Below are 21221 nucleotides of genomic sequence, written 5' to 3'. Positions count from 1 at the left end.
GGACTACCCCTTCCAGGGCACCTGCGGCGAGGCGTAGTAGTTCACGCCCATCACGTCCCACCGGTCGGCCTGCGCCGCGAGCCGGACCTTGAACCGGTCCCAGTCGTGCGTCGACCACGGCGACCAGCCCAGCTCGGCGATCGCGGGCAGCCTCGGGAACGCCAGGTGCTCCAGGTCGGCGGTGTTCGTGATGGTCTCGCTCCACAGCGGCGCCTCGACGCCGCGCACCGCCTCGGCCGGCAGGCCCTCGACGTACGCGCCGGGGTTCCAGTCGTACGCGTCCATCACGTCGGTGTAGCCGGCCCAGCTCAGCCCGAGCTTGGTGTTCGCGTCGTACTTCATGTCCAGGTACGCCTTGGTCGCGGGCGACAGCACGATCCGGTTGCCGCGCGCGGCCGCCTCGACCACGTCCGGCGCGACCGTCCTCGTGCCCCAGAACTGCGGCACCGCCGACGCGGGCGGGGCGGCCTTGATGAACTCGTGCCAGCCGGTCGCGACCTTGCCGTGCTTGGCCACCAGCGGCAGCACCTTGTCCATGAACAGCTTGTAGTCGGGATCGGTGGTGGCGTGCGCCTCGTCGCCGCCGATGTGCAGGTACCGGCCCGGCGTCAGCGCGGCGACCTCGCGCAGCACGTCGTCCACGAACCGGTAGGTGATGTCCTTGTCGATGCACAGGGAGCTGAAGCCGACCTCGATGCCGGTGTAGAGCGGCGGCGCGACGCCGTCGCAGTTCAGCTCCGGGTACGACGAGAGCGCGGCGTTGGTGTGGCCCGGCAGGTCGACCTCCGGGATCACCGTGATGTGCCGCGCGGCGGCGTAGGCCACGAGGTCCTTGTACTGCTCCTGCGTGTAGAAGCCGCCGGGTCCGCCGCCGACCTCCGTGCTGCCGCCGTGCGCGGTGAGGTTGGGCCAGCTCTTGATCTCCAGCCGCCAGCCCTGGTCGTCGGTCAGGTGCAGGTGCAGCCGGTTGATCTTGTACAGGGCGAGCTGGTCGACGTACCGCTTGACCTCGTCCACCGAGAAGAAGTGCCGGGCCACGTCCAGCATCGCGCCGCGGTGGGCGTAGCGCGGGTGGTCCAGCACCCGGCCGCCGGGCGCGGTCCACGGCCCGCGCTGCCTGGTCTTCGCCTCCACCTTCGCGGGCAGGATCTGGCGGAACGTCTGCACGCCCGCGAACAGGCCCGCCGCCGTGCGGGCCCGGATCAGCACGCCCCGCCGCGTCACGTCGAGCTGGTAGCCCTCCGCGCCGACGCTCGGGTCCGCGCCGACGAGCAGCAGCGAGATGTGCCGACCGGACGCGCCCGGCACGACCGGCAGCCGGTAGCCCGTGGACGGGCGCAGCACGCCCGCCAGGAACTCGCCGACCTGCTTCGCCGCGGCCGACCCGGGGTGGGTGTGGATCCGGGTGTCCGCGCTGAGCGTGAACGCGTCACCCGGCCGCGGGGTGACTTGGACGGGAGCGGGCACGATGTGCTGCAACGGCGTCTCCGGAGCTGCGTGGGCGGGAACCGCCGTGCCGACCGCGCCCACGAAGAGCAGCGCGGTGAGCGCTCGACCGAACCCGCGCCGTCCGGCGCCTTCTGTGAGAAGCACTGACGTCCTCCTGGTCAGCGTGGATCACCGAGCGGCGGCACCGCCACCGTTTCAGCCGCACCAGGAGGTGTCAAGGTCCAGACCAATTACCGCAGCTTCGGCTTGCCCAGGTCCCGCCAGACGGCCGGGAAGCGGTCCTCCACCCGCTGCGCCGCCGCCGTCTCCAGGCCGTGCAGCAGGCCGAACGTGAAGCCGTTCTCCCCGTCCAGCTGCGCCTTCGCGCCGAGTTCGCGCAGCACCGGCCGGGCCACCACGCCGTCCTGGTGCTCGCCGAGCAGTTCCTGCACCGCCTTCAGCTTCTTGCGGTACTTCGCCGCCTGCTTGCCGAACGCCGGTTCGGACACCTCCACCGCGTACCGCAGCCGCTTGGCCGCCTTGCGCGCCTCGTGCAGCCCGAAATCGTCGTGCGCCTCCTCGGCCCGCTTCGCCAACCTGCGGTAGCTGCGGTCGATGAGCTTCGGCAGCACCTTGGCGGCCTTCCCGCGCGCCGCCGGCGTGAACGGCGGCGCGACGACCAGCGCGTCGACCGCGTCGAGCAGGGCGAAGTACCGCCCACCGTCCAGCGCCGTGACGACCGACTCGTGCGCGGCGGTCTCCAGCGGCGCGAAGTGCCTGGTCAGCTGCGCGGGCACCGGGCCGAGCACCAGTTCCTGGTCCAGCGCCGCGACGCCGTCCTCGAACCGGGCCCGCAGCACCTCCAGGTCACGGGCCTCGCCCAGCACGCCCGCGAGCCACTTCAGCTCCTCGGTCAGCGCACGCGTGCGCTCGCGCTCCACTATCGTGCCGAACGCCTGGAGCGCGCTGCGCATCCGCCGCGTCGCCACCCGCATCTGGTGCACGGCGTCGTCCCCGCCCCGGCGCACCCGCGGGTCCTCGTGCTTGAGCTTGTCGGCCTGCTCGCGCAGGTACGCCAGCACGACGTCACCGGCGGACACCGCCTTGCGCGCGCCGGTCGGCGACGTGGTCGTGGCGATCCGGTCGGCCAGCACGCGGCCCAGCTTCGACGACGACCGGGACCGGGCGATGCCCGCCTCCGCCAGCCGCGCCTCGACGCGGTCCAGCAGCGCGACGTCGCCGCGCTCGCCCAGCTCCACCTCGATCTCGCGCCACGAGTCGACGTGCGAGTCCTCCGCCGAGCCCTGCCCGGTGACCAGGTCCTCGACCACCTCGGCGAGCAGCCTGCCCTTGGCGTCCACGAGCTGCCGGCGCTCGCGCCTGGTCTGGATGCGCGCGACCGGCGCCAGCTCCCGGCCGCGGGCGTGCACCTGGACCAGCGAGCCGAGCTCCTTGGGCGGGTGCTTGGCCGCGCGGCCCGGCGGCAGCCGCACCTCCTCGCGGGTGTCCACGCCCGCCGGCAGCTTCAGGTGCCAGCCCGCGTCGTCACCGCCGGTGCGCCGGCGCAGCGTCAACCCGGCCCGCGCCAGCCTCAGGTCGGAGGTGTCGTAGTAGACCGCTTCCAGCCGCTGCTCCTCCGGGCCCGCCACCGCGGCGACGCCGGGCAGGTCGGCTAGCTCGGGCAGCGCGGTGCCGCCGGGCGCCTCGTACTTGCGTTCGGTCTCGTGCACGGACGTCGACATGTACCAGGCATACACCGTTTGACGGAGGTTCAGGCATGTCACCGTGCGTGATCGACCGTTAACCAGGGCGGGGGTTTGTGTCGGCCCGTACGCGTGGTTTTCCGGTTTCGTCCCTGGACAGGGTCGGCCGATGCGGTTCGCTGGTTCGCGTGCCCACCGAAAAGGAACGGCTCGACGAGGTCGAGCCGACCGTCGCTGATCTCGTCGCCACCACCCAGGCGCTGACGGCCGAGCTCGGTCGGGTGAGCGCCCGCCTGCACGTGCTGGAGCGCAGGCTGTCCGGCGCCGGGTCCGGACCGGACGAAGACCTCGACTCGGTCGAGGGCATCGCCGAGACCATCGGCGCGCTGCGCGCCGCGTGGGACGCCGAGCAGGAGCTGCTGGCCGACTCCGTGCGGGCCGACCTGCGGGCCGAGGTCGGCGAGTACGAGTCGATGCGCCAGCAGCTGGACGCCGGGCTGGCCAAGCTCTCGTCCGGCCGCATGCCGCGCTTCGAGCGGGACGCGTTGCAGCACGAGGTGCAGAACCTGGAGTGGCGGGTCAACGCGCAGCAGCCGGGCGCGATGGCCGCCGGGCAGCGGCTGGCCACCGACGAGCAGGCCGCCGAGGAGCCGTGGCGCGCCGAGGCCGTGGTGGCGGGGGAGAAGGCGCGCCAGGAGGTGCTGGACATCGCCCGCCGCCGGCTGAACCGGGCCCTGGCCGCCGACACCCGCCTGCCGCTGTGGTTCCGGGTCGGCCTGGGCGAGATCACCACCCCCGACCCGTCCCGCTGGGTCGAGGCCGCCGTCGCCCTGGTCGCCTACCGCCTGGAGTACGGCGTCACGGACCCGATCTCGCCGCTGGGCGAGGTCCCGTCGGCCTCGTCCGGCTTCGCCGCGTGGGTCCGCCGGGCCGAGGCGCACGCCGACGTCGTGGACCAGCTCGAAGACCTGCGGCCCTGACCCGGCGGGTCTTCGGTCTCAGCGGGTCTTCGAGCCTCAGCAGGTCTTCAGCATCGCCGCCAGCGCGTCGCGCTCGGCCTCGTCCACGGTCAGCGCGTACAGCGTCTTGACCGAGACCACGGCCCGCGCGTACGTGCACCAGTAGGCCTCCACCGCGGGCTTCCACTTCGCCGCGTCCTGGTCGCCCTTGGCCCGGTTGCTGCTCGCCGTCACCGCGATCAGCTGCAACCCGCCGAGGTCGTTGGCGAACTTCTCCCGCTGCTCGTCGGTCCACTTGTCCGCGCCCGACCGCCACGCCTCGGCCAGCGCCACGGTGTGGTCGATGTCCAGGTCGCCCGCCTCGGTCACGGCCACGCCGTCGTACGCGCTGGTCCACGTCCCCGCCGTGACCTTGCAGCCGGCGCCGATCTGGACGTCCGCGCCCTGCCGCTGCAGCACCACCTCGCGCGTGTCGCACCCGTCGCCCTGGCTGCTCCAGTGCGGGAACCGGTCCCGGCTGTAACCGGTCATCTTCCCCTCGGGCGCCAGGGTCAACGCCGCCAGCTGCGCCGCCGGGTCGTCACCGGGCGAGGCCGGGCCCGTCGGCCCGGGTGGGGCCGACGACGGGTCCGGCTGCAGGACGCCGGTCCCGCAACCGGCGAGGAGCAGGAGGATCAGCGCACTGACAACCGCGGTCGACCGCTTGCCGCTCATGCACCCATGATCAGCGATGATCGCGCCCACCGGAACACCGGGGCCGGAAATTTCCCGCGCTTTCCGCCACCTCCCGCGCCCGGCCTCAGGGGCGGCTCGTCAGGTACCCGCCCATGTGCGTGAAGTACTCGGACGCGCCCAGCTCCAGGCCGTCCTCCGTGCGCACCCGCTTGACCAGCAGCGCGTGGTTGCGGCCACGACGCGCCTCGGCGCCCGCGACGATCGCCACGCCGTCACCCTCGCGGTAGAAGATCCGACCGGGCGTGCCGCCGTAGCGCTGCCGCGAGACTTCGGCCTCGACGATCTCCAGCCGCTTGCCCCGGTGGAAGGCGAACGCGCTCGGGTACGGCGCGCACTGCGCGCGGACCAGCCGGTCCAGCTCCTCGGCCTCCCACGTCCAGTCGATGCGCAGGTCCTCCTCGGCGCGCTTGTGGAAGAAGCTGGCCTTCGAGCGGTCCTGCTTGGCGAAGTCCGTGCGGCCCTTGGCGATCTCGGCCAGGCCGTCCACGGTGATCGGCCCGAACAGCGCGAGGGTCTTGTGGAACAGGTCGGCCGTGGTGTCGCGCGGGCCGACCGGGACGGCGCGCTGGAGCACGATGTCGCCCGCGTCCAGGGTCTCGTCCATCACGTGCGCGGTGACGCCGACCTCCTTCTCGTCGTTGATCAGGGCCCAGATCAGCGGCGAGAAGCCCGCGTAGGCGGGCAGCAGCGAGTCGTGCACGTTCAGCGTGCCGTGCTTGGGGAGGGTGAAGACGTGCGGCGGGATCCAGGTGCGCCAGTTGGTGGCCACGATGACGTCCGGCTCGACCTCCTTGAGCCGCTGGAACAGCTCGTCGTCGTCCGGGCGCTCGCGGGTGATCGTCTCGACGCCGTGCTCGGCGGCCAGGTCGGCGACCGAATCGCTCCAGATGCGCTCGTAGGCGTGGTCGCTCTTGGGGTGCGTGACGACCAGCACCACCTCGTGCTCGGAGTCCAGCAGCGCCTGGAGCGTGCGGTGACCCCAGGTCTGGTAGCCGAACATGACGACCCGCATACCGTTCTCCTTGGATAGGCTGGCCTAAGTTACCCAACCCTAACCTAACCAGGTGTGAGCTAGCCTTCGCGGGTGATCCTCGATCTCAAGGTGGTGGGCGGGCGGGTCGTCACCATGGACCCGGACCGGCCGGCGGCGTCGGTGATCGGCGTCTGGGGCGGGCGGGTCGTCGGGCTGGACGAGGACGTGGCCGACCTGCCCGCGCGCCGGGTGGTCGACCTGGGCGGGGCGGTGGTGCTGCCGGGGTTCGTCGACGCGCACACCCACCTCGCGTGGGCCGGGAGGGCGGCGCGGACACCGGACGTCTCGTCGTGCGCGACGGTGGAGCAGGTCCTGGACGTGGTGCGCGGCGCCCCCCGTTCGTCGGGGTGGGTCGAGGTCGCGGGCTACGACCACCGCGCGCTGGACCGGCCGTTGACGTCGCGGGACCTGGACCCGGTGGGGCCGAGGATCTACGTGCAGGACCTGTCCGGGCACGCGTGCGTGGTGAGCGGCGACGTGCTCGCCCTGCTGCCGCCGTCGGTGCTGGGCGCGGCGCAGCGCGACGCGGCGGGCGCGCTGACCGGGTTCCTGGCGGAGGGCGCGCAGACGGCGGTGCGGGCGCTGCGGCTGCCGTACGCGTTGGACGACATCGCCGCAGACGTCGAGGCGGGCGCGCGGCAGTGCCTGCGCGAAGGGGTCGTGATGGCGGCCGAGGCCGGCGTCGGCGGCGGTCTGCTCGGCAGCAGCCCGTTGGAGGTCGAGGCGTACCAGCGGGCCTCGCTGCCGATCCGGGTGCAGCTGATGGTGTCGGCGGACCGGCTGGAGCCGGTGGCGGCCCACGCGGCCGACGGCATCGGCCGCGCCGTGCCGCTGGGCCTGCGCACGGGTCTCGGCGACGACCGGCTGTCGATCGGGCCGCTCAAGCTGTGGACCGACGGCGGGATGATGGCCCGCACGGCCGCGTTGACCTGGCCGTACGAGGGGATGGAGACGGCGGGGCAGCTGCAGGACGACCCGGCGCTGATGCGCGCGGCGATCCTGGACGGGCACGCCGCCGGGTGGCAGTTGGCGGTGCACGCCATCGGTGACCGCGCGGTGGACTTCGCGCTGGACTCGATCGCCGAAGCGCAGCGCCTCGTGCCGAGGGCGGACGCCCGGCACCGGATCGAGCACTGCGGGCTGGTGCGGCCGGAGCAGTTGGACCGGATCGCCGAGCTGGCGGTGATCCCGGTGGTGCAGCCGACCTTCCTGTGGGCGTACGGCGACGACTACGCGGCGATCATGGGGCCGGAGCGGGCGCCGTGGCTGTACCGGGGGCGGGGGTTCCTGGACCGGGGGATCGTCGTGGCCGGCAGCTCGGACCGGCCGGTGGCGGACGGGAAGCCGTTGCGGGCCATCCAGTTCATGGTCGAGCGGCGGTCGCGGCAGGGCGGGTCCATCGGGCCGGACGAGGCGGTGGCGGTGCGGGAGGCGATCGCCGCCTACACGGTCGGTGCGGCGTACGCGTGCCGGCGGGAGGGCGTGCTGGGCTCGATCGCGCCGGGCAAGCTGGCCGACTTCGCGGTGCTGGACGACGACCCGCTGACCTGCGAGGTGTCGGGGATCGGCGACATCGAGGTGGTGGCGACCGTCGTGGGCGGCGACTTCGCCCACGACCCGACCGGCCTCGCCCCCGCTTGACGCCTCGGCCCCACCCGCTTGACGCCTCGGCCCCCCATCCGCCACCGACCCCTCAGGCGCTCATCCGCCAGTGCACCACGTACCCCGCCGCCTCCGCGGCGATCAACGCGTCCAGCTTCGCCAGGTTCGTCCGCCGCGACATCCGGAACGCCCGCCCCCGCCGCGCGTCCAGCACCAGCGGCTCCGCGCCGGGCAGGATGTCCGGGACGGTCTGCTGGAGGATGCGCAGCCCCACGTTCGCCGCCTCCTGCGTCATCGGCGCCTCCTTCACGTACACCAGCACCGCCGCCCGCGACCCGTCCGGCAGCCGCAGCCCCAGGTGCGGCCGGACCCGCAGCGCCAGGTCGCCGGCCTGCCACCGGGCCGCCGCCGTCGGCACGCCGGTCGCCCTCGTCCCCCGCAGCCACGGCAGGAACCCCTCCCGCAGCTCCTCGAACGCGCGCGGCTGCCCGGCCCGTGGCTGGTGGTGCGCCGCCTCCACCGCCTTGTCCAGCTCCGCCGCCGGGTCGGGCGAGTTGGCCGCCCGCCGCATCGCGTCCCGCATCGGGTTGTAGAACCCCGCCACCCAGTGCTCGGCGGACAGGTAGATCCGGCGCTGCTCGGACACGATGCTGATCCGGCCGCGCTGGCCGCTCATGACGTACTCGGTGAAGGACAGGGCGGTGACGCTGATCGGCTCCACGACAAGCTCCCCTCGCACGCGCTCGAACTCACGTTCGATTCTACCGGCGGGGTCCGACAATCCTGAGGGTCGCGGACGGGCCGTGCGCGGGGTGCACTCGATCGGGCTAGTCGCGCAGCTTCCGCAGCAGCGGGCCCAGCTCCGGGTCGGCCTCGACCTCGTCGAAGATCCCCGCCAGCGTCCGGTCGTAGAACGCCAGCGCGTCGGCGTGCACCTCGCGACCGGACGGCGTGATGAGGCTGAACACGCCCCTCCGGTCGGACTCGCACACCTCGCGCCCGGTCAGCCCGGACTGCTCCAACCGGGCGACGAGCCGGCTCACCGAGCTCTGGTTCAGCCCGACCACCTCGGTCAGCTCCTGCATCCGCAGCTCGCCCGCCGGCGCGTCGGCCAGCGCGCACAGCGCGGTGAACTCGGACATCCCGAAGTGGAACTGCCGCTGCAGCGCGCGTTCCAGCCCGGCGTTGATCCGGTTGTGCAGCGTCCGGAGGCCGGACCACGTAGTGCGTGCGGACGACTCGCGTACCGGCAACTCGACCCCCTTGGAGGCACGGGTGTGAGCTTCCATCGTACGTGCGACCCGTCGCCCGCCGGCCCCGTGCGGCCCGTTCGGCGCAGCGCCCTAAGCTGCGGAACCCCGGGGAAGGAGCCAGTGGTGGGCGAACGACCGGACATCGACCTGACCAGGCCGAGCGCGGCCCGGGTGTACGACTACTACCTGGGCGGCGCGCACAACTTCGCGGTCGACCGGGAGATGGCCGAGCAGGCGATCGGGATGTGGCCGGAGCTGCCGCTGATCATGCAGGCGAACCGGGCGTTCCTGCGCCGGGCCGTGCAGTTCTGCGTGCGGGAGGGCGTCACCCAGTTCCTCGACCTCGGCTCCGGCATCCCGACCGTCGGCAACGTCCACGAGGTTGCGCGGGAAGCCGACCCCGGCTCGCGGGTGGTCTACGTCGACAACGACCCCATCGCGGTCACCTACAGCCGCACGATCCTCGGTGACGACGCGCGGACGACCGTCGTCCAGGAGGACCTGCGCCGGCCCGCCGAGGTGCTGGCCCGGCCGGAGGTCGCCGGGCTGCTCGACTTCGACCGGCCGGTCGCGGTGATGATGGTCGCGGTGCTGCACTTCGTCCAGGACGACCCCGCGGAGATCGTCGCCACCTACCGCGACGCCGTGCCGCCGGGCAGCTTCCTGGTCGTGTCGCACGCCACCCAGGAGGGCCAGACCGACCAGGCCGACGAGCACAGCGACCTGTACCGGCGGCGCACCGCGACCCCGATGAGGATGCGCTCCAAGGCCGAGGTCGCCGCCCTGTTCGACGGCTACGACCTGGTGGAGCCGGGCGTGGTGCACCTGCCGCTGTGGCGGCCCGCGTCGCCGGAGGACGTGGACGAGCGCCCGGAGCGGTTCGCCGGGCTCGCCGCCGTCGGCCGCAAGCGCTGACGTCCCGGTTCGCACCTTCGAGTGATCGCGCCCCGGTGGCCGGCCGGGTGTTGTAGTTTCGTGACCTGGCAGGTGCGGCTGCCACCGAGGCTCCTCCCGACCCGGCTGGAGTGGGTGCCTCCAGAGCGCGTCCCACGGGCGCGCCCCGCAGTCCGCCGGTTCCCGGGGTTCGGCGTTGGCGAACCCGGTGGCGTCGACCCGGTGGCGCCCGCGGAGGTTCCTCGTGTCCACAGGCTCCCAGCACCTGGTCAAGCGCTACCGGTGCACCGGCGAGACGCCGAACATGGTGCGCAGGCAACGCGGCGCGGACGTCGCGCCGGGTTCGCTGGTGCCGTGCGCCCGCACGCCGGGCCAGCGCCGGCTGGAGGCGGCGGTCCTGGAGGCGGCCACCCGCGCGATGGCCGGCATGCGCCGGTGCGGCTGGGCACTGCGCCCGACGTCGCTGGTGAGCCGGGTGCGGCCGGACGCGAAGGTGCTCGGCCTGCGCGTGCACGACGCGGCGCTGGACCACCTGCTGGCCGAGGTGCTGCCGGTCGTCGTCGGCGGTCGGGTCCGCGGTGTGCCGGGCCTGCGCGCGCGGCCCCGGCGCGAGCACCTGGAGCTGCGCTCGGCGGACGGCGAGATCCGCCTGCTCGGCGTGACGCGGGAGCGCTGGCGCCGGGCTGCCGCCACCGGCCTGCCGGTCGCCCTGGCCACCGGCGACGCCCTCGACCCGCGCGAGTGCGAGCCGCGGCCCTGGCTGCCCGCCGACCTGATGAGCGGCGTCCTGCGCCGGTTGCCGCTGTGGCGCGGCGCCGCGTGGCTGGACGGCGTCGTCGTCGGTGAAGCCCTGGAGCTGTACTGGCGCGGTGGCCCGCCGAGCGAGTCGATCGCCGCGATCCTGACCGGTTCGACCTGCGGCATCCCGGCATCGGCCGCCGTGCCCCACCACTTCCGCGACACCGTGCGGGGTGTTGTCCTGTCCACTGTGGACCGCGAAACCGCCGTGCGCGGCCCGGAGCCGGAGTGGGCGTGGGACGAGTGGGTCGCCGCCACCGCGCCCGGTCCGGCCGTGCAGGAGCGGGCCGTGCGACCGGTGCGCGTGCGGGCCGACCTGCCGGACGTGTGGGAGGAGCGCGAGATGCGCACCGCGCTGGCGTTGCGCGACATCACCACTGTCTACCGCCTGCTGGCCAACCACGGCGTGCCACCCGAGCGGATCGCCTCGATGACCGGCCAACCGGCCCACGACGTCGACCACGTGCTGACCGGGGCCAAGGTCGAGTCCTACGACACCCTGATCGACATCGCCACGGGCCTGGGCGTCCCGCTGGGCTACATGGGCCTGGCCCACGACGAACAACGGCCGCCCGACACCCCCTGCGCCTGCGAGGACCTGGACGAACGCACCAAACGCGACCGCTTCCTCGCCCACGCCGCCCTGGTCGCCGTGGGCTCCCCCACTGCTACCACCTGGGGCTGCCAGGCCGACGGCTGCCTCTCAGCCAGGCCGGTGTGATCGGCGCCACCAAGCACCCGTGATCCCCTGACCTGTCTGACCGTGCAGGTCAGGGGTTCACCGTTCCAGCGCCCCCGGCAGGATTCGAACCTGCGACCTCGGGATTAGAAGGGCTTGTGACGTTGCTCTCATGGGTAATCACCTGCACTCTTACGGCGCATCCCTGTCTCTCCAGTGCCTCTTGGGTCACCGTTGATCCCTAGTTGGCTCCACGTGAGGCTCCACGATTCGGTGTCGCTTCAGGCCGCGTCTAGATGATCATTCACAGTAGACTTAATATCTGACAAGGGACATTTAGATTAGTCGTGAACTTAAGTAGAGGCAGTTGAAGCGTCTCGGTGTGGATTCGTTTTTGTTGGTTCTGGATGGTTTTTCACGATTATGCTAAAGAGAAAGGGGTGGTCAGTGTATTAAATTACTTTCTGATGAATCGTATCGGTCCCGTTGGACTGCTCGGATTGAAGTCGGCGATACGGATAGACAAGCATGCTGCCAAGTTCTTGTTTCAGCTCTATACTGATCCGGGGCAAGCGGAACTCCAATGAACTAAAGACCATCTTGACTGGCGAACTCTTTCCGGAATTTTATCTTTAGTTGAGTGCTCCTACTCTACTGTAACGGCGAGTTCGGGCGACTACGAGTTCTCGATCGCCTTGATAAGTACGGTTTTTCTATGTCGCTTGTGCTCTCGCTTGTTGAAGGTCACATCTCGCAAAGTAGGGAATCTGCACCGTCAATTTGATGGCCAAGACCTCAAGCCCCATCGAAGGTCGTCGAATACCTCATCAAATTCTCGCTCATTCTGAGGATGAAAAGATTCATATAGCGCCATTAAGCGTTCGCTCGCCCACCGGACATCCGCAGACATTTTTCGAACGAAGTCATCCTCATCTGCTTCTTTGCTGCCTCTACCGTGTGCGATTGCGCTTCGCACTTTATAGAGTTCGGCGTGGCGGATAGCCAAATTGCGCCTAATCTTCGGATCTGCACCCAACAAGGCATATCGATCAGCCATGACTCGTCCAGGGAGACCAGACGGCGCTCCGATCAATGCGTCTAGGGCTACACCCAGAGCTAGCACAGCGTCGTCTGTAGCAATGGCCCAGTGAGCTTCCGCATGCCAGCGAGCAGCGATGCGAATACGTTGAAAAATGACACTCGAACCAGTGCAAACCATATCAATGGCAGCCTGCTTCTGTTCAGAATTCAGTAGCGCCGAGAGAGGGACGGGATCGGCACTATGCCATCTATGGTGTTTACGCAGGCCAGATTTGGAAATTGCTATGATCCGAGCTCCCAGCTCATGAACAGCATCAGATTTTTCTAGATACTTTTGCAGAGCAGGCCGGTCGATGCTTAATCCGCGAATGCCGGGCCTGTTCGCGGCACCCCGCAAGCTGAACATCTTGAGTCTGCCTAGGTCGGCCTCTAGAAGCATCGCCGTATCAACGATGTTCTCGAGTAGTCTTTCGGCTTGCTCCGTTGCTAATTGACTTTGACCTGGTACTCGACAAGCCATCAGAACTGTATCGCCCGGCTTTCGATGTTGCTCGAAAAAGTTCTCATTCCGTAGCAAGTGCATCAGCTCTTCTTGGTCAAGTTTTAAAGAAGGTGCGAGACGCTCTGATACTAGATTGATCCATCCATGTCCGCCGTCCCCAATAACCGCATCGGCCAAGTAGAGAGGGCTGTCGGTCCACTTGACGTTCGCTACCGGAAAAATAACCAGTGTGTGAGACGCTTTTCGCAAAGCGTCGACCATGGTGTGAATTTCATCGACATCTGCGTCACGGTTCCGGGCGTTGACCATCAAGCCGATCACGACGGACCAAAACTCTTCACGCGACCATCGATTTCTTACGTTCTGATCTTGCCATAGATTTTCGACAGCACGCTCGTAATCCAAAAGCTGCGCGCTGTCGATGTAGGCAGATCCATCCGGGGTTTCGAAAGCTGCCCTTGGAGATCTTCGATAATCAGCTACATACCATCCATAATTCCAAGGTTTTCTATCTTTGGTCAGCTTGATTCCGCTAATCGCCGAGAGGAGAAGGTCTTCCACCGATCTTCTATCTCTTCGGATCATTTCACCTCGCTGTGTGAGGGTAAGCTCTATCAGGGCAAGCTGTTGGCTATCGTTCACCTTTGGGTGAGTAGCATTTCATTGGGATAGCAAACTACCATAATAGCAGCCGCTCGGCATGTCCTAGACTATGATGGGCAGGTGACGGAGTATCCAGAGGGACTTAGGTGGAAGGTCCACGGTGAGCGGGCCATCTATGACAACCGGTGGGTCAGGCTCAACCTTGTTGACGTCGAACCTCCCGACGGTAGTCGGTTTGAGCATCATGTAGTCAAGTTGCATAATGTGGCGGTTGCACTGCTTTTGAATGAGCGCGAAGAGGTACTCACGCTGTGGCGGTATCGGTTCGCCGTAAATCAATGGGGTTATGAACTGATTGGTGGATTGGTCGAGGAAGGTGAAGATCCGGCGACTACGGCTGCACGTGAAGCCGAAGAGGAAACCGGTTGGCGGCCGATTGGCGAGCCTAAACACATTGCTACGTTTCAGCCGTTGCCCGGCATGGTCGACGCGCCGGTGAATGCCTACATCTGGCGCAACGCTGAAAAGGTCGGTGAGCCTACCGATGCCGAGGAGGCCGCGCGGATTGAGTGGATTCCGATTGATCGGATGTTGGAGCTGATCAAGCGCGGTGAGGTGCTTGGGTCGGGAGCGATTGTGCCGCTGTTGTTCTACTTGGCTTCACGCAACGCCGGGTCCGCCGATCTCGGGTAGTTGGAGCTTGGCTAGGCGCTGGCGTTGGCGGTCGGAGCCGATGCGGGAGGCTAGTTGGCGAGCCTTGGCCGCGTAGTTCAGTGCTCCCTTGCTGTCGCCTGCGGTGGCGTAGGCAAAGGCCAGGTCTGCATACATATGCAGTTGGGCGCGGATGGCGGAGTGTGGGGACGTCTCCAGTTCCCGCACTGCCGCTTCAAGATTGGTGACGGCGTTGTGATCGGCGAGACGCACCAAGGCGCTGCCGCGCCACCTGGCTAGGTGGCCATCGTTGAGCATGAGGTGTGGCAGCTCGGGGTCCATCGAGTTCGTGGGCAGGAGTGTCTGCGCCTCATCGAAGGCGCGTAGGGACTCGTCGTGGCGTCCGGCCGCTGCGAGTCCTTCTCCGTGCGCTGCGGCGAGCCAGCTCCGGAAGAGGAACGGGGCTTGGTTCTCGGCTACGTTGCGCGCGTACTCCAACAGTTCGACTGCGCCAGCAGGTTCGCCGATGTCCAAGAGGATCACGGCTTGCTGTGCTGTGGCGTGCGCCAGCAGATGCGGTGAGTCTGCTTCGCGGGCGGACACCTTGGCATCCTCGTGGTACTGCCAAGCCTGTAGTTGGGAACCTCGGTCGAGCGCTGTCCACCCGGCTAGAGTGCGGGCGTCGGTGAGGATCGCTGCCAAGCGTTCCCGGTGCTGCGTGCTCACGCTGAACGTCTTGACACTTTCCATCTGGCGGACGAGGTTGTTCAACTGGTCAAGAACGACGACGGCGCCGAATCGTGCATCAGAGTTGCGCAGGTCGTTCACTTGGCGTTGGAACAGATCGAGTGTTTCGCGGTCGATGCTGCGTGCGACGATCAAGCGGCTGCGGAGTTCTTCGGCCGGTTCGTTCAGGTGTCCAGGCGGGAAGCCTAGCTCTTCGTTGGTTCGGCCGTAGAACTCGCGGAACAGGCGTTGGTAGCCGGAATCGGTTACCTCTACGCGGCCGTTCTCCCAGCGGGACAGCATGACCGACAACGCCGACTCGCTGGCTACGGGTATGCCTAGTGCTTGTCCTCTGGCGAGGAAGTAGCGTACGACCTGTGCTTGGGTGCGTCCGGACTCCCTGCGGATGGCCTGTAGTCGCGTGAGCGGCGGGCGACCACGTCCCTGTCCTGCCACGCTCTCCCCCGTCCCCTGAGGCCGTGACCTGCGGACTTAACACCACCTAACAGGTGCGGTGTTAGCCGCTGACAATTATTTCGTCCCCCCGTTCAGCGGTCTGCTGTTGCCATGACAGCGACGCAGGAACCGCCGAACGACTACCGCGAATCAGTCCTTTCTTCGCGCCTCGTCGTCAAGCCGGTTGGTGAGCGTCCCGAGTTGGGCGCGCAGTCCGCGAATCTCGCGGATGATCGTGTTCAGCAGCGGAATCACTGGGTTGTCGACCGGTGCCGCGGTGGCGTCTGCCGCGGGCGGGTTCTGGCCGTTGAGAACCGCTGTCAGGTGCTGTGGGTGCCAGTCGAGCGCGATCGACAGCGCTTCGAGCGTACGCGGGTTGCGCCGGCGTTGGATTCGGCCCTGTTGGATCTCTCGCACGATCGCCAGGGAGACGCCCGACTTCTCCGCGAGTTCCCGCTGCTTCAGCGCCAGCTCGGTCGCACGGGCGTTGACCGCCCCCGCGACTGCCGACCAATCCTCTTTCACATACGCCTCCGTGCTCCGCCCTCAGCGCCGACATTAGCGCGCCGTTCAGACCGATTCCGGATCTATCGCTTACATCAGCGGTTATTGATTGATAATCAACGCTTATGTCAGCGCTCCGGGCGGTGAAATCAGTCTTTCGGAGGCATGACCAATGAGTGCGACAACTGACGGGGGCGCTGGTTCGCCCACCTTCTACACGGTGCGCGAGGCAGCGCGCCTCATGCGCATCGCGCCGGCGACGCTGTACCGGGCGATCCGGGAAGACGCCTTCCCTGCCATCCGCGTCCGCACGCGGTACGTGGTGCCGGCGCGGGCGGTTGAGGAGATGGCCCGGAGGGCCGTCGACTCCGGGGGAGTGGTCGACGTGGTCGGTATGGCGGCTGAACGGCGAATGGCCCGTGAGGCTGCCCGGCTGACCGGGGGTGCCTCGTGGTGAACCCGGAGGACTACTTCGAGGTGATCGCGGCGGACCTCGACCGGTTCGCGGCGGTACCGGACGAGGTGCTGTTGGAGATCGTCACGCGGGACGGCCGGTGCTTGTGGTTGGTGCCGGTTGACGAGTCTCCCGAGTGGGACGGGGAGGAGTTGACCGAACGGGAGTTGGCGGCCCGGTTGTGTGCTGAGTGCTCGGCGCGGCGTGCGTGTCTGGAGTTGGAGTTGCGCACGGCCGGTGCCGGCACGGTCGGTCTGTGGGGTGGCCTGTCCACCGAGGACCGGCGTGCCCTGTACCCGGTGTGGCTGTCGCGGCGTGGCCAGATGGGTGGGTCGTCATGACGATCAACCTGACGGTTACCCAGGTACTCGCTGGCGTCGGTGTGTTGCTGGCGCTGGTGATGGTGTGGCGGGCCGGCTCACGTAAGGCGAAAGCTGCGGCTGACACCGCGCGTGCCGGTGCCCGGTTGCTCTCACTCACGGGTCGGGTGCTCGTGACGGCCGGAGTCATCGTGAGTGTGCAGTGGCTGGTGATCACCCACGGCCGTGACTCCACGCTGCTCTGGGTGGTGCTCGGTCTACCGGCGTTGTTCTCCGCCTACACGCTCACGAAGGCACTGACGGTGACTGCGGTGGACGGCCCACGACGCAGGGGTGATCGACGGTGAGCGCACCGAAGGGCGTGGGAAGGGTGGTCGCCTCCGGGCGGCCACCCGCCGCGCCGGACGAGAGCACGGCGGCCAGGCTCGCACGGGAGGCTGTCGAAGCGGCGGAGCTGCGGGCGCACCAGGCGCGGCCGGACGTAGTGGCGTTGCGGGTCGAGCGGGTACGGGCGCAGGTCGACCGGTTGTGCTGGGCGGGGATCGTGCTCGGTCTCGGGTTCACCATGACCAACGTCCAGCACTTCGCGGCCGGTGACGCGCCGGTGTGGTCGCTGCCGTGGTTGGCGGCGTGGCTGCTCGATCCCACGGTGTCGCTCGTGCTGTTGGCGATCCTGCGGGCGGAGCAGGTGACGGCGCGGTATCGGGTGCGGACGGGGCCGTGGGTGCGGAGGGCGAAGTGGTTCACGCTCGCTGCCACCTACGTCATGAACACCTGGGCGTCGTACGCGGCCGGGTCGCTGTCCGGGGTCGTACTGCACTCGGTGCCGCCGCTGGTGGTGTTCGTCGCGGCGGAGGCGGTCACCGACCTCCGCGACAAGCTGACCGAAGCCGTATCGGCAGCGTTCACGGAAGCTGACCGGCGCACGCCCGCGACTGTTCATGAACCGCGACCGCGTGCGAGCACCAGGAGCAAGCGCGCGGGCAGCCGAACCACGTTCGGCGAGTACCTGGCGGCAGCACGGGCGGCGTGGACACCAGGGACCACAGTGACGCCCTCGTGGGTCCGGGAGGTCACCGGGTGCTCACGCGGACTGTCGCCACGTCTGGCGGCCACGCTGACACGTGAACTGGACCGGGGTGAGCAGTCGTGAACGGCGAGAAGGTCTCGCTTCCGGTGCAGTCGTCGCGCCGTGAACTCGTGAACGCCTTCGTGAACGACCAGCCGTCCCGCAAGCCGTGGACGCAGGGACTCGCTGACTGGTGGCAGCGTTCGCGACGTGTGCCCGCTGTGCTGAAGTCGCGGCGGCTGGTGGTGCAGGCCGTCAAGGATCTCGTGGTGGCGGTGCTGCGGTCGCCGTTCAGGTTCGTTGGAGCGGTTGCCCGTGGGCTGGTGGTCGCGGTGCGGTGGTGGCGGTCGTGGGTGCGGGTCGCCGACTACCGGGCCGCTGCCGAGCAGTCGGAGAAGCTGGCGGACAAGTTCACCGACATCCGGGCGTTGGGGTTGTTCCGGTGGAAGGTCACCGGCGCCACTCTCACGGCTGCTGGTGTGGTGGTCGCGGTGCTCGATCTCCTCTACGGGCACCGGGTGCTCTGGATCGGTGGGGGAGTGGTCGCGGTCGGCTTGGCGGTGCTCGGTCGCCGCAAGGATGGATCGCCTGGTCGCAAAGCGGTACTGGCCGGTCCACGGACGCTGACGTGGACGATGGACCCCCAGGTTCTCGTGGACGCGTTCCGGGACGCCAAGCTCATCGGCAAGGAGGAGACCCTACGGCTGGTCGAACGCGCCACGCGCCAGGGTGACGGATGGGCGGTCACCGTGGACCTGCCCGCCACACGCAAGGCAGCCGACGTGATCAAGAACCGGGAGGCGTTGGCGTCAGCGCTGGCGGTGGACGAGGTCCAGCTCATCGTGGAGCGCGTACGCGGCAACGGTGGCCACGCGGGCAGGGCAGCGCTGTGGGTAGCTGACGAGGACCCCTATGGGTTACCTCCGCTTCGGACCCCTCTACTGAGAGCTGAGCGGTGGGACGCGTGGCGTCCGGTGCCGTTCGGTCGTGACGCGCGGCAGCGGCGGGTGGACCTGCCGTTGGTGTGGACGTCGTTGCTCGTGGGCGCGATCCCGAGACAAGGCAAGACCTTCGCGGCACGGTTGGCAGCCGCGGGCTTGATCCTGGACCCGCACACCCGCCTGTACGTGGCCGACTTCAAGGCCGGAAAGGACTGGGCTGCGGTGGCCCAAGTCGCGCACCGGTTCATGGCCGGTGACGAGTCCGCGCACGTGCTGGCCCTCGTTGACTGGCTCGTGGAGCTGGTGGCCGAGGTACAGGGCCGCTACCGCCGGATGCAGGAGCTGGACGACGAGGTGTGCCCCGAATCGAAGATCACCCCCGCCATGTCCCGTGACCCGAGCCTGGACATGCCGGTAACAGCGATCTTCGTTGACGAAGTGCAGATCCCGCTGGAGGACCGGACGCCGCTAGAGGTGCAGGACAAGAAGCTCACGGCGGGTGAGTACGTCGGCGAGCTGCTGACGTGGCTGGCCCGCAAGGGACCGGCGGCCGGGATCGTCATCGTGCTGGCCACCCAACGCCCGGACAGCAAGACCATCCCCAGCAACCTCCGCGCCGTACTCGGCTCACGGTTCGCGCTGCGGGTCATGGACTGGCGCGACAGCAACATCGTCCTGGGCGAACAGATGAACACACGCGGCTACGACAGCAGCCGACTACTCGCCACGCACAAAGGCGTCGGCATCCTCCGACCGGACGGGGAGACCACAGCGGGAGCCGACGTACTCGCCACCACGGTCCGCACCTACTACATGCCCAACGAGGACTGGCGGACCATCTGCGCCCGTGGCCGAACACTCCGGGAAGCAGAGGGCACGTTGAGCGGTCACGCGGCCGGGCAGGACAACCGGCCGATGCTCGACCACGCTGCGGTCGCACGTGCCATCGGCGGCCGAACCGTGGTCCAACGAACGGAGGGAGTGGAGCTGCCTGAACCGCTGGCGTCCGTTGTGGAGTACCTGAGAGACGATCTCCGATCGGACGGACGTGACTTCGTGCCCACGGCGGAGCTGGTGACCGCACTGGAGATCGACCCGAAGTCGTTCGGACTCCAGATGGCGGAGGTGGGGTGCAGGCCGACACGTGACCGCGTCACCACTGACGAGGGCACCCGCCAGGTGCGCGGTTACCTCACGGCCGACATCAGGACGGCAGCGGTTCGGTTCCGTGACGCCGGAGTGCTCGACGCAGAGGTGGTCGAAGATGACCGATGACCCGTCACACCGGTCGCGTGCCGTCACACCACCGGGAGGGACGCAACCGAAGGCTTGACCAGCACAAACGAGTAGCTGTGACGGGTGCGGCGCGTGACGCCTGACCCGTCCCGACGTGCCGAAACGGCTGTGTGGCCGCACCCGGACCAGGTGCGGCCACACAGCCGTCACACGTCCTACTCGATCCGTTCCCTCCAGTGGTCGGCCTGCCGCGCGATCAACTCCCGAGACGCGTCGGGATCGAGCGAGACCTCTCCCAACACCGCGAACCGCTGCTGGTACGCCCTGACCACCGGCGGGTCGTCAACGAACGTCGTGATCCCGTCCAGCTCCAGGTACACCACCGGGTCCGCCGCACCGGAGAAGTGCATCTCCACCGCCCGACTCGTGAACACGGGTAGCCCTGCGGAGGAAGGCACGATCCGCACCACCGCGTCCGCGTGCTGCGACACGCCGTGCAGCCACAACATCTGCGCGTGCATCACCACCGGACCGCCGACCACGGTCGCCAGTGCGTTCTCCGCAACGTAGAACGCACTGGCGGTCTCCTTGTACCGCCACGCATCCTGACGGTTCAGCCGTGCCCAAACGGCTCTGGTGTGCGACTCGCCGAATCCGACCTCAGCGTGGAACACGGCGCGCATGTAGTCCTCGGTCTGCAACAGCGCCGGCACCACGAACGGCTCGAAACACCGCATCGACAACGCCAACCGCTCCTGCGACCTCACACCCGTCAACGTGTCGATCGTGCCCTCGACGCTCCGCACGAACGCCCGACGATCCGGCGACATCAGCCCACGGACGTAGTCACGCGTCCCCCGGTCAGCGCCGACCGCGCCGAGAAGGACGCCCACCTCCCACTCGTCAGTTCCACGCAAGCCCGATTCCAGCTTGCTCAACTTGGCCGACGACCACCCCACCCCACCGGCGACCTCACCGATGCCCAGACCACGGGCCTTGCGCAACCGGCGCAGCACCTCACCGAACTCCCGCCGGTACGCGGTCGAGGCGCGGTCAGGTGGTTCCGTCATGACCGGCACTCTTCGCGTCGTTCCCTCCGACCCACACCAGGTGCGGGACCGCACGTCCACCCTCCCTGAAGAAGATCAAGGCGGCCTCCGCAGATTGCAGGCTCATCTGCACTCCACCGTGCACCGGGACGACCTCGACGCCCTTCGCAGTGGTCATCCCCCACGCGGCGATCTGCGCGTCTTCAGGGTTGCGGGTCTCCTTCACCACGGCGAACAGGCGCGGTGCCTGGTAGTCGACCAACCCTTGGATCTCGGCGACGAACTCCGGGTCATCGAAGAGGGAGTCACCCTCGTCCCCGTCATCCTCACTCACCAGTGTCAACGTCATGATCTTCCTCCCTCTCATCCGCGCGGATCTGGCGCACCTCGTCACGCGCCCACACCGCCGCTTGAGCGCTCTCCTGGCATTGCCGGACGTACCGCCTGCCGAAGGCGACGACGTAGAGCAGGGGGATCACGAGCCAACTCAGGAACAAGGCGATCCCGGTGAAATCACTCGCCAACTCACTCCACACCACGATCATCACCACCTCAGACGATTCGCTGATGTCAGCCTCCCCGGTG

General features: G+C 68.5%; 22 protein-coding genes. 10 read left to right on the top strand and 12 right to left on the bottom strand.

The window, feature by feature from the left end; all coding sequences use genetic code 11:
• Nucleotides 1-3: 3 nt before the first annotated feature.
• Both AB0F89_RS00815 and AB0F89_RS00810 read right to left on the bottom strand, forming a co-directional pair.
• Entirely contained in the window at nucleotides 4-1593 is a 1590-nt protein-coding gene (locus tag AB0F89_RS00815; RefSeq protein WP_367131540.1) for a beta-N-acetylhexosaminidase, read from the bottom strand.
• 86 nt (nucleotides 1594-1679) lie between these two features.
• A complete protein-coding gene (locus AB0F89_RS00810) occupies nucleotides 1680-3170 on the bottom strand; it encodes a CHAD domain-containing protein (protein ID WP_367131539.1) in 1491 nt (496 codons plus the stop codon).
• A 149-nt stretch (nucleotides 3171-3319) separates the two neighbouring features.
• Between AB0F89_RS00810 and AB0F89_RS00805 the strand changes: the two genes are divergently transcribed.
• Nucleotides 3320-4111 carry a hypothetical protein gene (locus AB0F89_RS00805; protein ID WP_367131537.1) on the top strand — a complete coding sequence of 264 codons (792 nt, stop codon included), beginning with the start codon at nucleotides 3320-3322 and terminating at the stop codon, nucleotides 4109-4111.
• 36 nt (nucleotides 4112-4147) lie between these two features.
• Here the strand turns inward: AB0F89_RS00805 and AB0F89_RS00800 are convergent, their stop codons facing one another.
• Complete coding sequence (locus tag AB0F89_RS00800; protein WP_367131535.1) at nucleotides 4148-4804, bottom strand: HNH endonuclease family protein; 657 nt, start codon at nucleotides 4802-4804, stop codon at nucleotides 4148-4150.
• Between the two features lie 85 nt (nucleotides 4805-4889).
• Entirely contained in the window at nucleotides 4890-5837 is a 948-nt protein-coding gene (locus tag AB0F89_RS00795; protein ID WP_367131533.1) for a methionyl-tRNA formyltransferase, read from the bottom strand.
• Between the two features lie 72 nt (nucleotides 5838-5909).
• On the opposite strand from AB0F89_RS00795, the gene AB0F89_RS00790 reads away from it, so the two are divergent.
• Nucleotides 5910-7499 (top strand): amidohydrolase, encoded by a 1590-nt coding sequence (locus AB0F89_RS00790; RefSeq protein WP_367131531.1) that lies wholly within the window; start codon nucleotides 5910-5912, stop codon nucleotides 7497-7499.
• Nucleotides 7500-7551: 52 nt separating this feature from the next.
• Here the strand turns inward: AB0F89_RS00790 and AB0F89_RS00785 are convergent, their stop codons facing one another.
• The gene (locus tag AB0F89_RS00785; protein WP_367131529.1) at nucleotides 7552-8181 is read right to left on the bottom strand and encodes a hypothetical protein; all 630 of its coding nucleotides are present in this window, start codon (nucleotides 8179-8181) and stop codon (nucleotides 7552-7554) included.
• Nucleotides 8182-8287: 106 nt separating this feature from the next.
• Nucleotides 8288-8713: a MarR family winged helix-turn-helix transcriptional regulator gene (locus AB0F89_RS00780; protein ID WP_367131527.1), complete on the bottom strand. Its 426-nt coding sequence runs from the start codon at nucleotides 8711-8713 to the stop codon at nucleotides 8288-8290.
• Between the two features lie 123 nt (nucleotides 8714-8836).
• Between AB0F89_RS00780 and AB0F89_RS00775 the strand changes: the two genes are divergently transcribed.
• Together AB0F89_RS00775 and AB0F89_RS00770 are read left to right on the top strand one after the other, a co-directional pair.
• On the top strand, nucleotides 8837-9628 hold the full coding sequence (locus AB0F89_RS00775) for an SAM-dependent methyltransferase (protein WP_367131525.1): 792 nt from the start codon (nucleotides 8837-8839) through the stop codon (nucleotides 9626-9628).
• Between the two features lie 223 nt (nucleotides 9629-9851).
• A complete protein-coding gene (locus AB0F89_RS00770) occupies nucleotides 9852-11126 on the top strand; it encodes a hypothetical protein (protein ID WP_367131523.1) in 1275 nt (424 codons plus the stop codon).
• A gap of 733 nt (nucleotides 11127-11859) precedes the next feature.
• On the opposite strand, the gene AB0F89_RS00765 is transcribed toward AB0F89_RS00770, so the two are convergent.
• Nucleotides 11860-13269: a hypothetical protein gene (locus AB0F89_RS00765; RefSeq protein ID WP_367131521.1), complete on the bottom strand. Its 1410-nt coding sequence runs from the start codon at nucleotides 13267-13269 to the stop codon at nucleotides 11860-11862.
• 81 nt (nucleotides 13270-13350) lie between these two features.
• Between AB0F89_RS00765 and AB0F89_RS00760 the strand changes: the two genes are divergently transcribed.
• Nucleotides 13351-13923, top strand: a complete 573-nt coding sequence (locus AB0F89_RS00760; protein ID WP_367131519.1) for an NUDIX hydrolase — start codon at nucleotides 13351-13353, stop codon at nucleotides 13921-13923.
• Here the strand turns inward: AB0F89_RS00760 and AB0F89_RS00755 are convergent.
• The gene (locus AB0F89_RS00755) at nucleotides 13891-14910 is read right to left on the bottom strand and encodes a tetratricopeptide repeat protein (protein WP_367138636.1); all 1020 of its coding nucleotides are present in this window, start codon (nucleotides 14908-14910) and stop codon (nucleotides 13891-13893) included. The two genes, AB0F89_RS00760 and AB0F89_RS00755, sit on opposite strands and share 33 nt — an antisense overlap.
• Nucleotides 14911-15213: 303 nt before the next feature.
• Nucleotides 15214-15588 carry a hypothetical protein gene (locus AB0F89_RS00750; RefSeq protein ID WP_367131518.1) on the bottom strand — a complete coding sequence of 125 codons (375 nt, stop codon included), beginning with the start codon at nucleotides 15586-15588 and terminating at the stop codon, nucleotides 15214-15216.
• Nucleotides 15589-15787: 199 nt separating this feature from the next.
• On the opposite strand from AB0F89_RS00750, the gene AB0F89_RS00745 reads away from it, so the two are divergent.
• Genes AB0F89_RS00745 through AB0F89_RS00725 form a run of 5 tightly spaced genes read left to right on the top strand, consistent with a single transcriptional unit; the run spans nucleotide 15788 to nucleotide 19626 of the window.
• Nucleotides 15788-16024, top strand: coding sequence for a helix-turn-helix domain-containing protein (locus AB0F89_RS00745; RefSeq protein ID WP_367131516.1), 237 nt, complete (start codon nucleotides 15788-15790; stop codon nucleotides 16022-16024).
• Nucleotides 16021-16362, top strand: a complete 342-nt coding sequence (locus AB0F89_RS00740; protein WP_367131514.1) for a WhiB family transcriptional regulator — start codon at nucleotides 16021-16023, stop codon at nucleotides 16360-16362. The genes AB0F89_RS00745 and AB0F89_RS00740 overlap by 4 nt, the downstream gene beginning before the upstream one ends.
• Complete coding sequence (locus AB0F89_RS00735) at nucleotides 16359-16688, top strand: hypothetical protein (RefSeq protein WP_367131512.1); 330 nt, start codon at nucleotides 16359-16361, stop codon at nucleotides 16686-16688. Before AB0F89_RS00740 ends, AB0F89_RS00735 begins: the two co-directional genes overlap by 4 nt.
• 14 nt (nucleotides 16689-16702) lie before the next feature.
• Nucleotides 16703-17494 carry a hypothetical protein gene (locus AB0F89_RS00730; RefSeq protein WP_367138634.1) on the top strand — a complete coding sequence of 264 codons (792 nt, stop codon included), beginning with the start codon at nucleotides 16703-16705 and terminating at the stop codon, nucleotides 17492-17494.
• Nucleotides 17495-17541: 47 nt separating this feature from the next.
• Complete coding sequence (locus AB0F89_RS00725; protein WP_367138632.1) at nucleotides 17542-19626, top strand: cell division protein FtsK; 2085 nt, start codon at nucleotides 17542-17544, stop codon at nucleotides 19624-19626.
• A gap of 176 nt (nucleotides 19627-19802) precedes the next feature.
• On the opposite strand, the gene AB0F89_RS00720 is transcribed toward AB0F89_RS00725, so the two are convergent.
• Genes AB0F89_RS00720 through AB0F89_RS00710 form a run of 3 tightly spaced genes read right to left on the bottom strand, consistent with a single transcriptional unit; the run spans nucleotide 19803 to nucleotide 21184 of the window.
• On the bottom strand, nucleotides 19803-20657 hold the full coding sequence (locus AB0F89_RS00720) for a helix-turn-helix domain-containing protein (RefSeq protein WP_367138630.1): 855 nt from the start codon (nucleotides 20655-20657) through the stop codon (nucleotides 19803-19805).
• Complete coding sequence (locus AB0F89_RS00715; RefSeq protein ID WP_367131511.1) at nucleotides 20641-20985, bottom strand: hypothetical protein; 345 nt, start codon at nucleotides 20983-20985, stop codon at nucleotides 20641-20643. The genes AB0F89_RS00720 and AB0F89_RS00715 overlap by 17 nt, the downstream gene beginning before the upstream one ends.
• Entirely contained in the window at nucleotides 20963-21184 is a 222-nt protein-coding gene (locus AB0F89_RS00710) for a hypothetical protein (RefSeq protein WP_367131509.1), read from the bottom strand. The genes AB0F89_RS00715 and AB0F89_RS00710 overlap by 23 nt, the downstream gene beginning before the upstream one ends.
• Between the last annotated feature and the right edge of the window lie 37 nt (nucleotides 21185-21221).

The organism is Saccharothrix sp. HUAS TT1 (genome assembly GCF_040744945.1).
Lineage (GTDB): Bacteria > Actinomycetota > Actinomycetes > Mycobacteriales > Pseudonocardiaceae > Actinosynnema.
This window is presented reverse-complemented; position numbering and strand designations above follow the sequence as displayed.

What these genes read in the sequence shown, in the direction of transcription:
- AB0F89_RS00755 (WP_367138636.1), bottom strand. Translation starts at nt 14,910, where the DNA reads ATGCTGTCCCGCTGGGAGAACGGCCGCGTAGAGGTAACCGATTCCGGC.
- AB0F89_RS00735 (WP_367131512.1), top strand. Translation starts at nt 16,359, where the DNA reads ATGACGATCAACCTGACGGTTACCCAGGTACTCGCTGGCGTCGGTGTG.
- AB0F89_RS00795 (WP_367131533.1), bottom strand. Translation starts at nt 5,837, where the DNA reads ATGCGGGTCGTCATGTTCGGCTACCAGACCTGGGGTCACCGCACGCTC.
- AB0F89_RS00810 (WP_367131539.1), bottom strand. Translation starts at nt 3,170, where the DNA reads ATGTCGACGTCCGTGCACGAGACCGAACGCAAGTACGAGGCGCCCGGC.
- AB0F89_RS00720 (WP_367138630.1), bottom strand. Translation starts at nt 20,657, where the DNA reads ATGACGGAACCACCTGACCGCGCCTCGACCGCGTACCGGCGGGAGTTC.
- AB0F89_RS00715 (WP_367131511.1), bottom strand. Translation starts at nt 20,985, where the DNA reads ATGACGTTGACACTGGTGAGTGAGGATGACGGGGACGAGGGTGACTCC.
- AB0F89_RS00800 (WP_367131535.1), bottom strand. Translation starts at nt 4,804, where the DNA reads ATGAGCGGCAAGCGGTCGACCGCGGTTGTCAGTGCGCTGATCCTCCTG.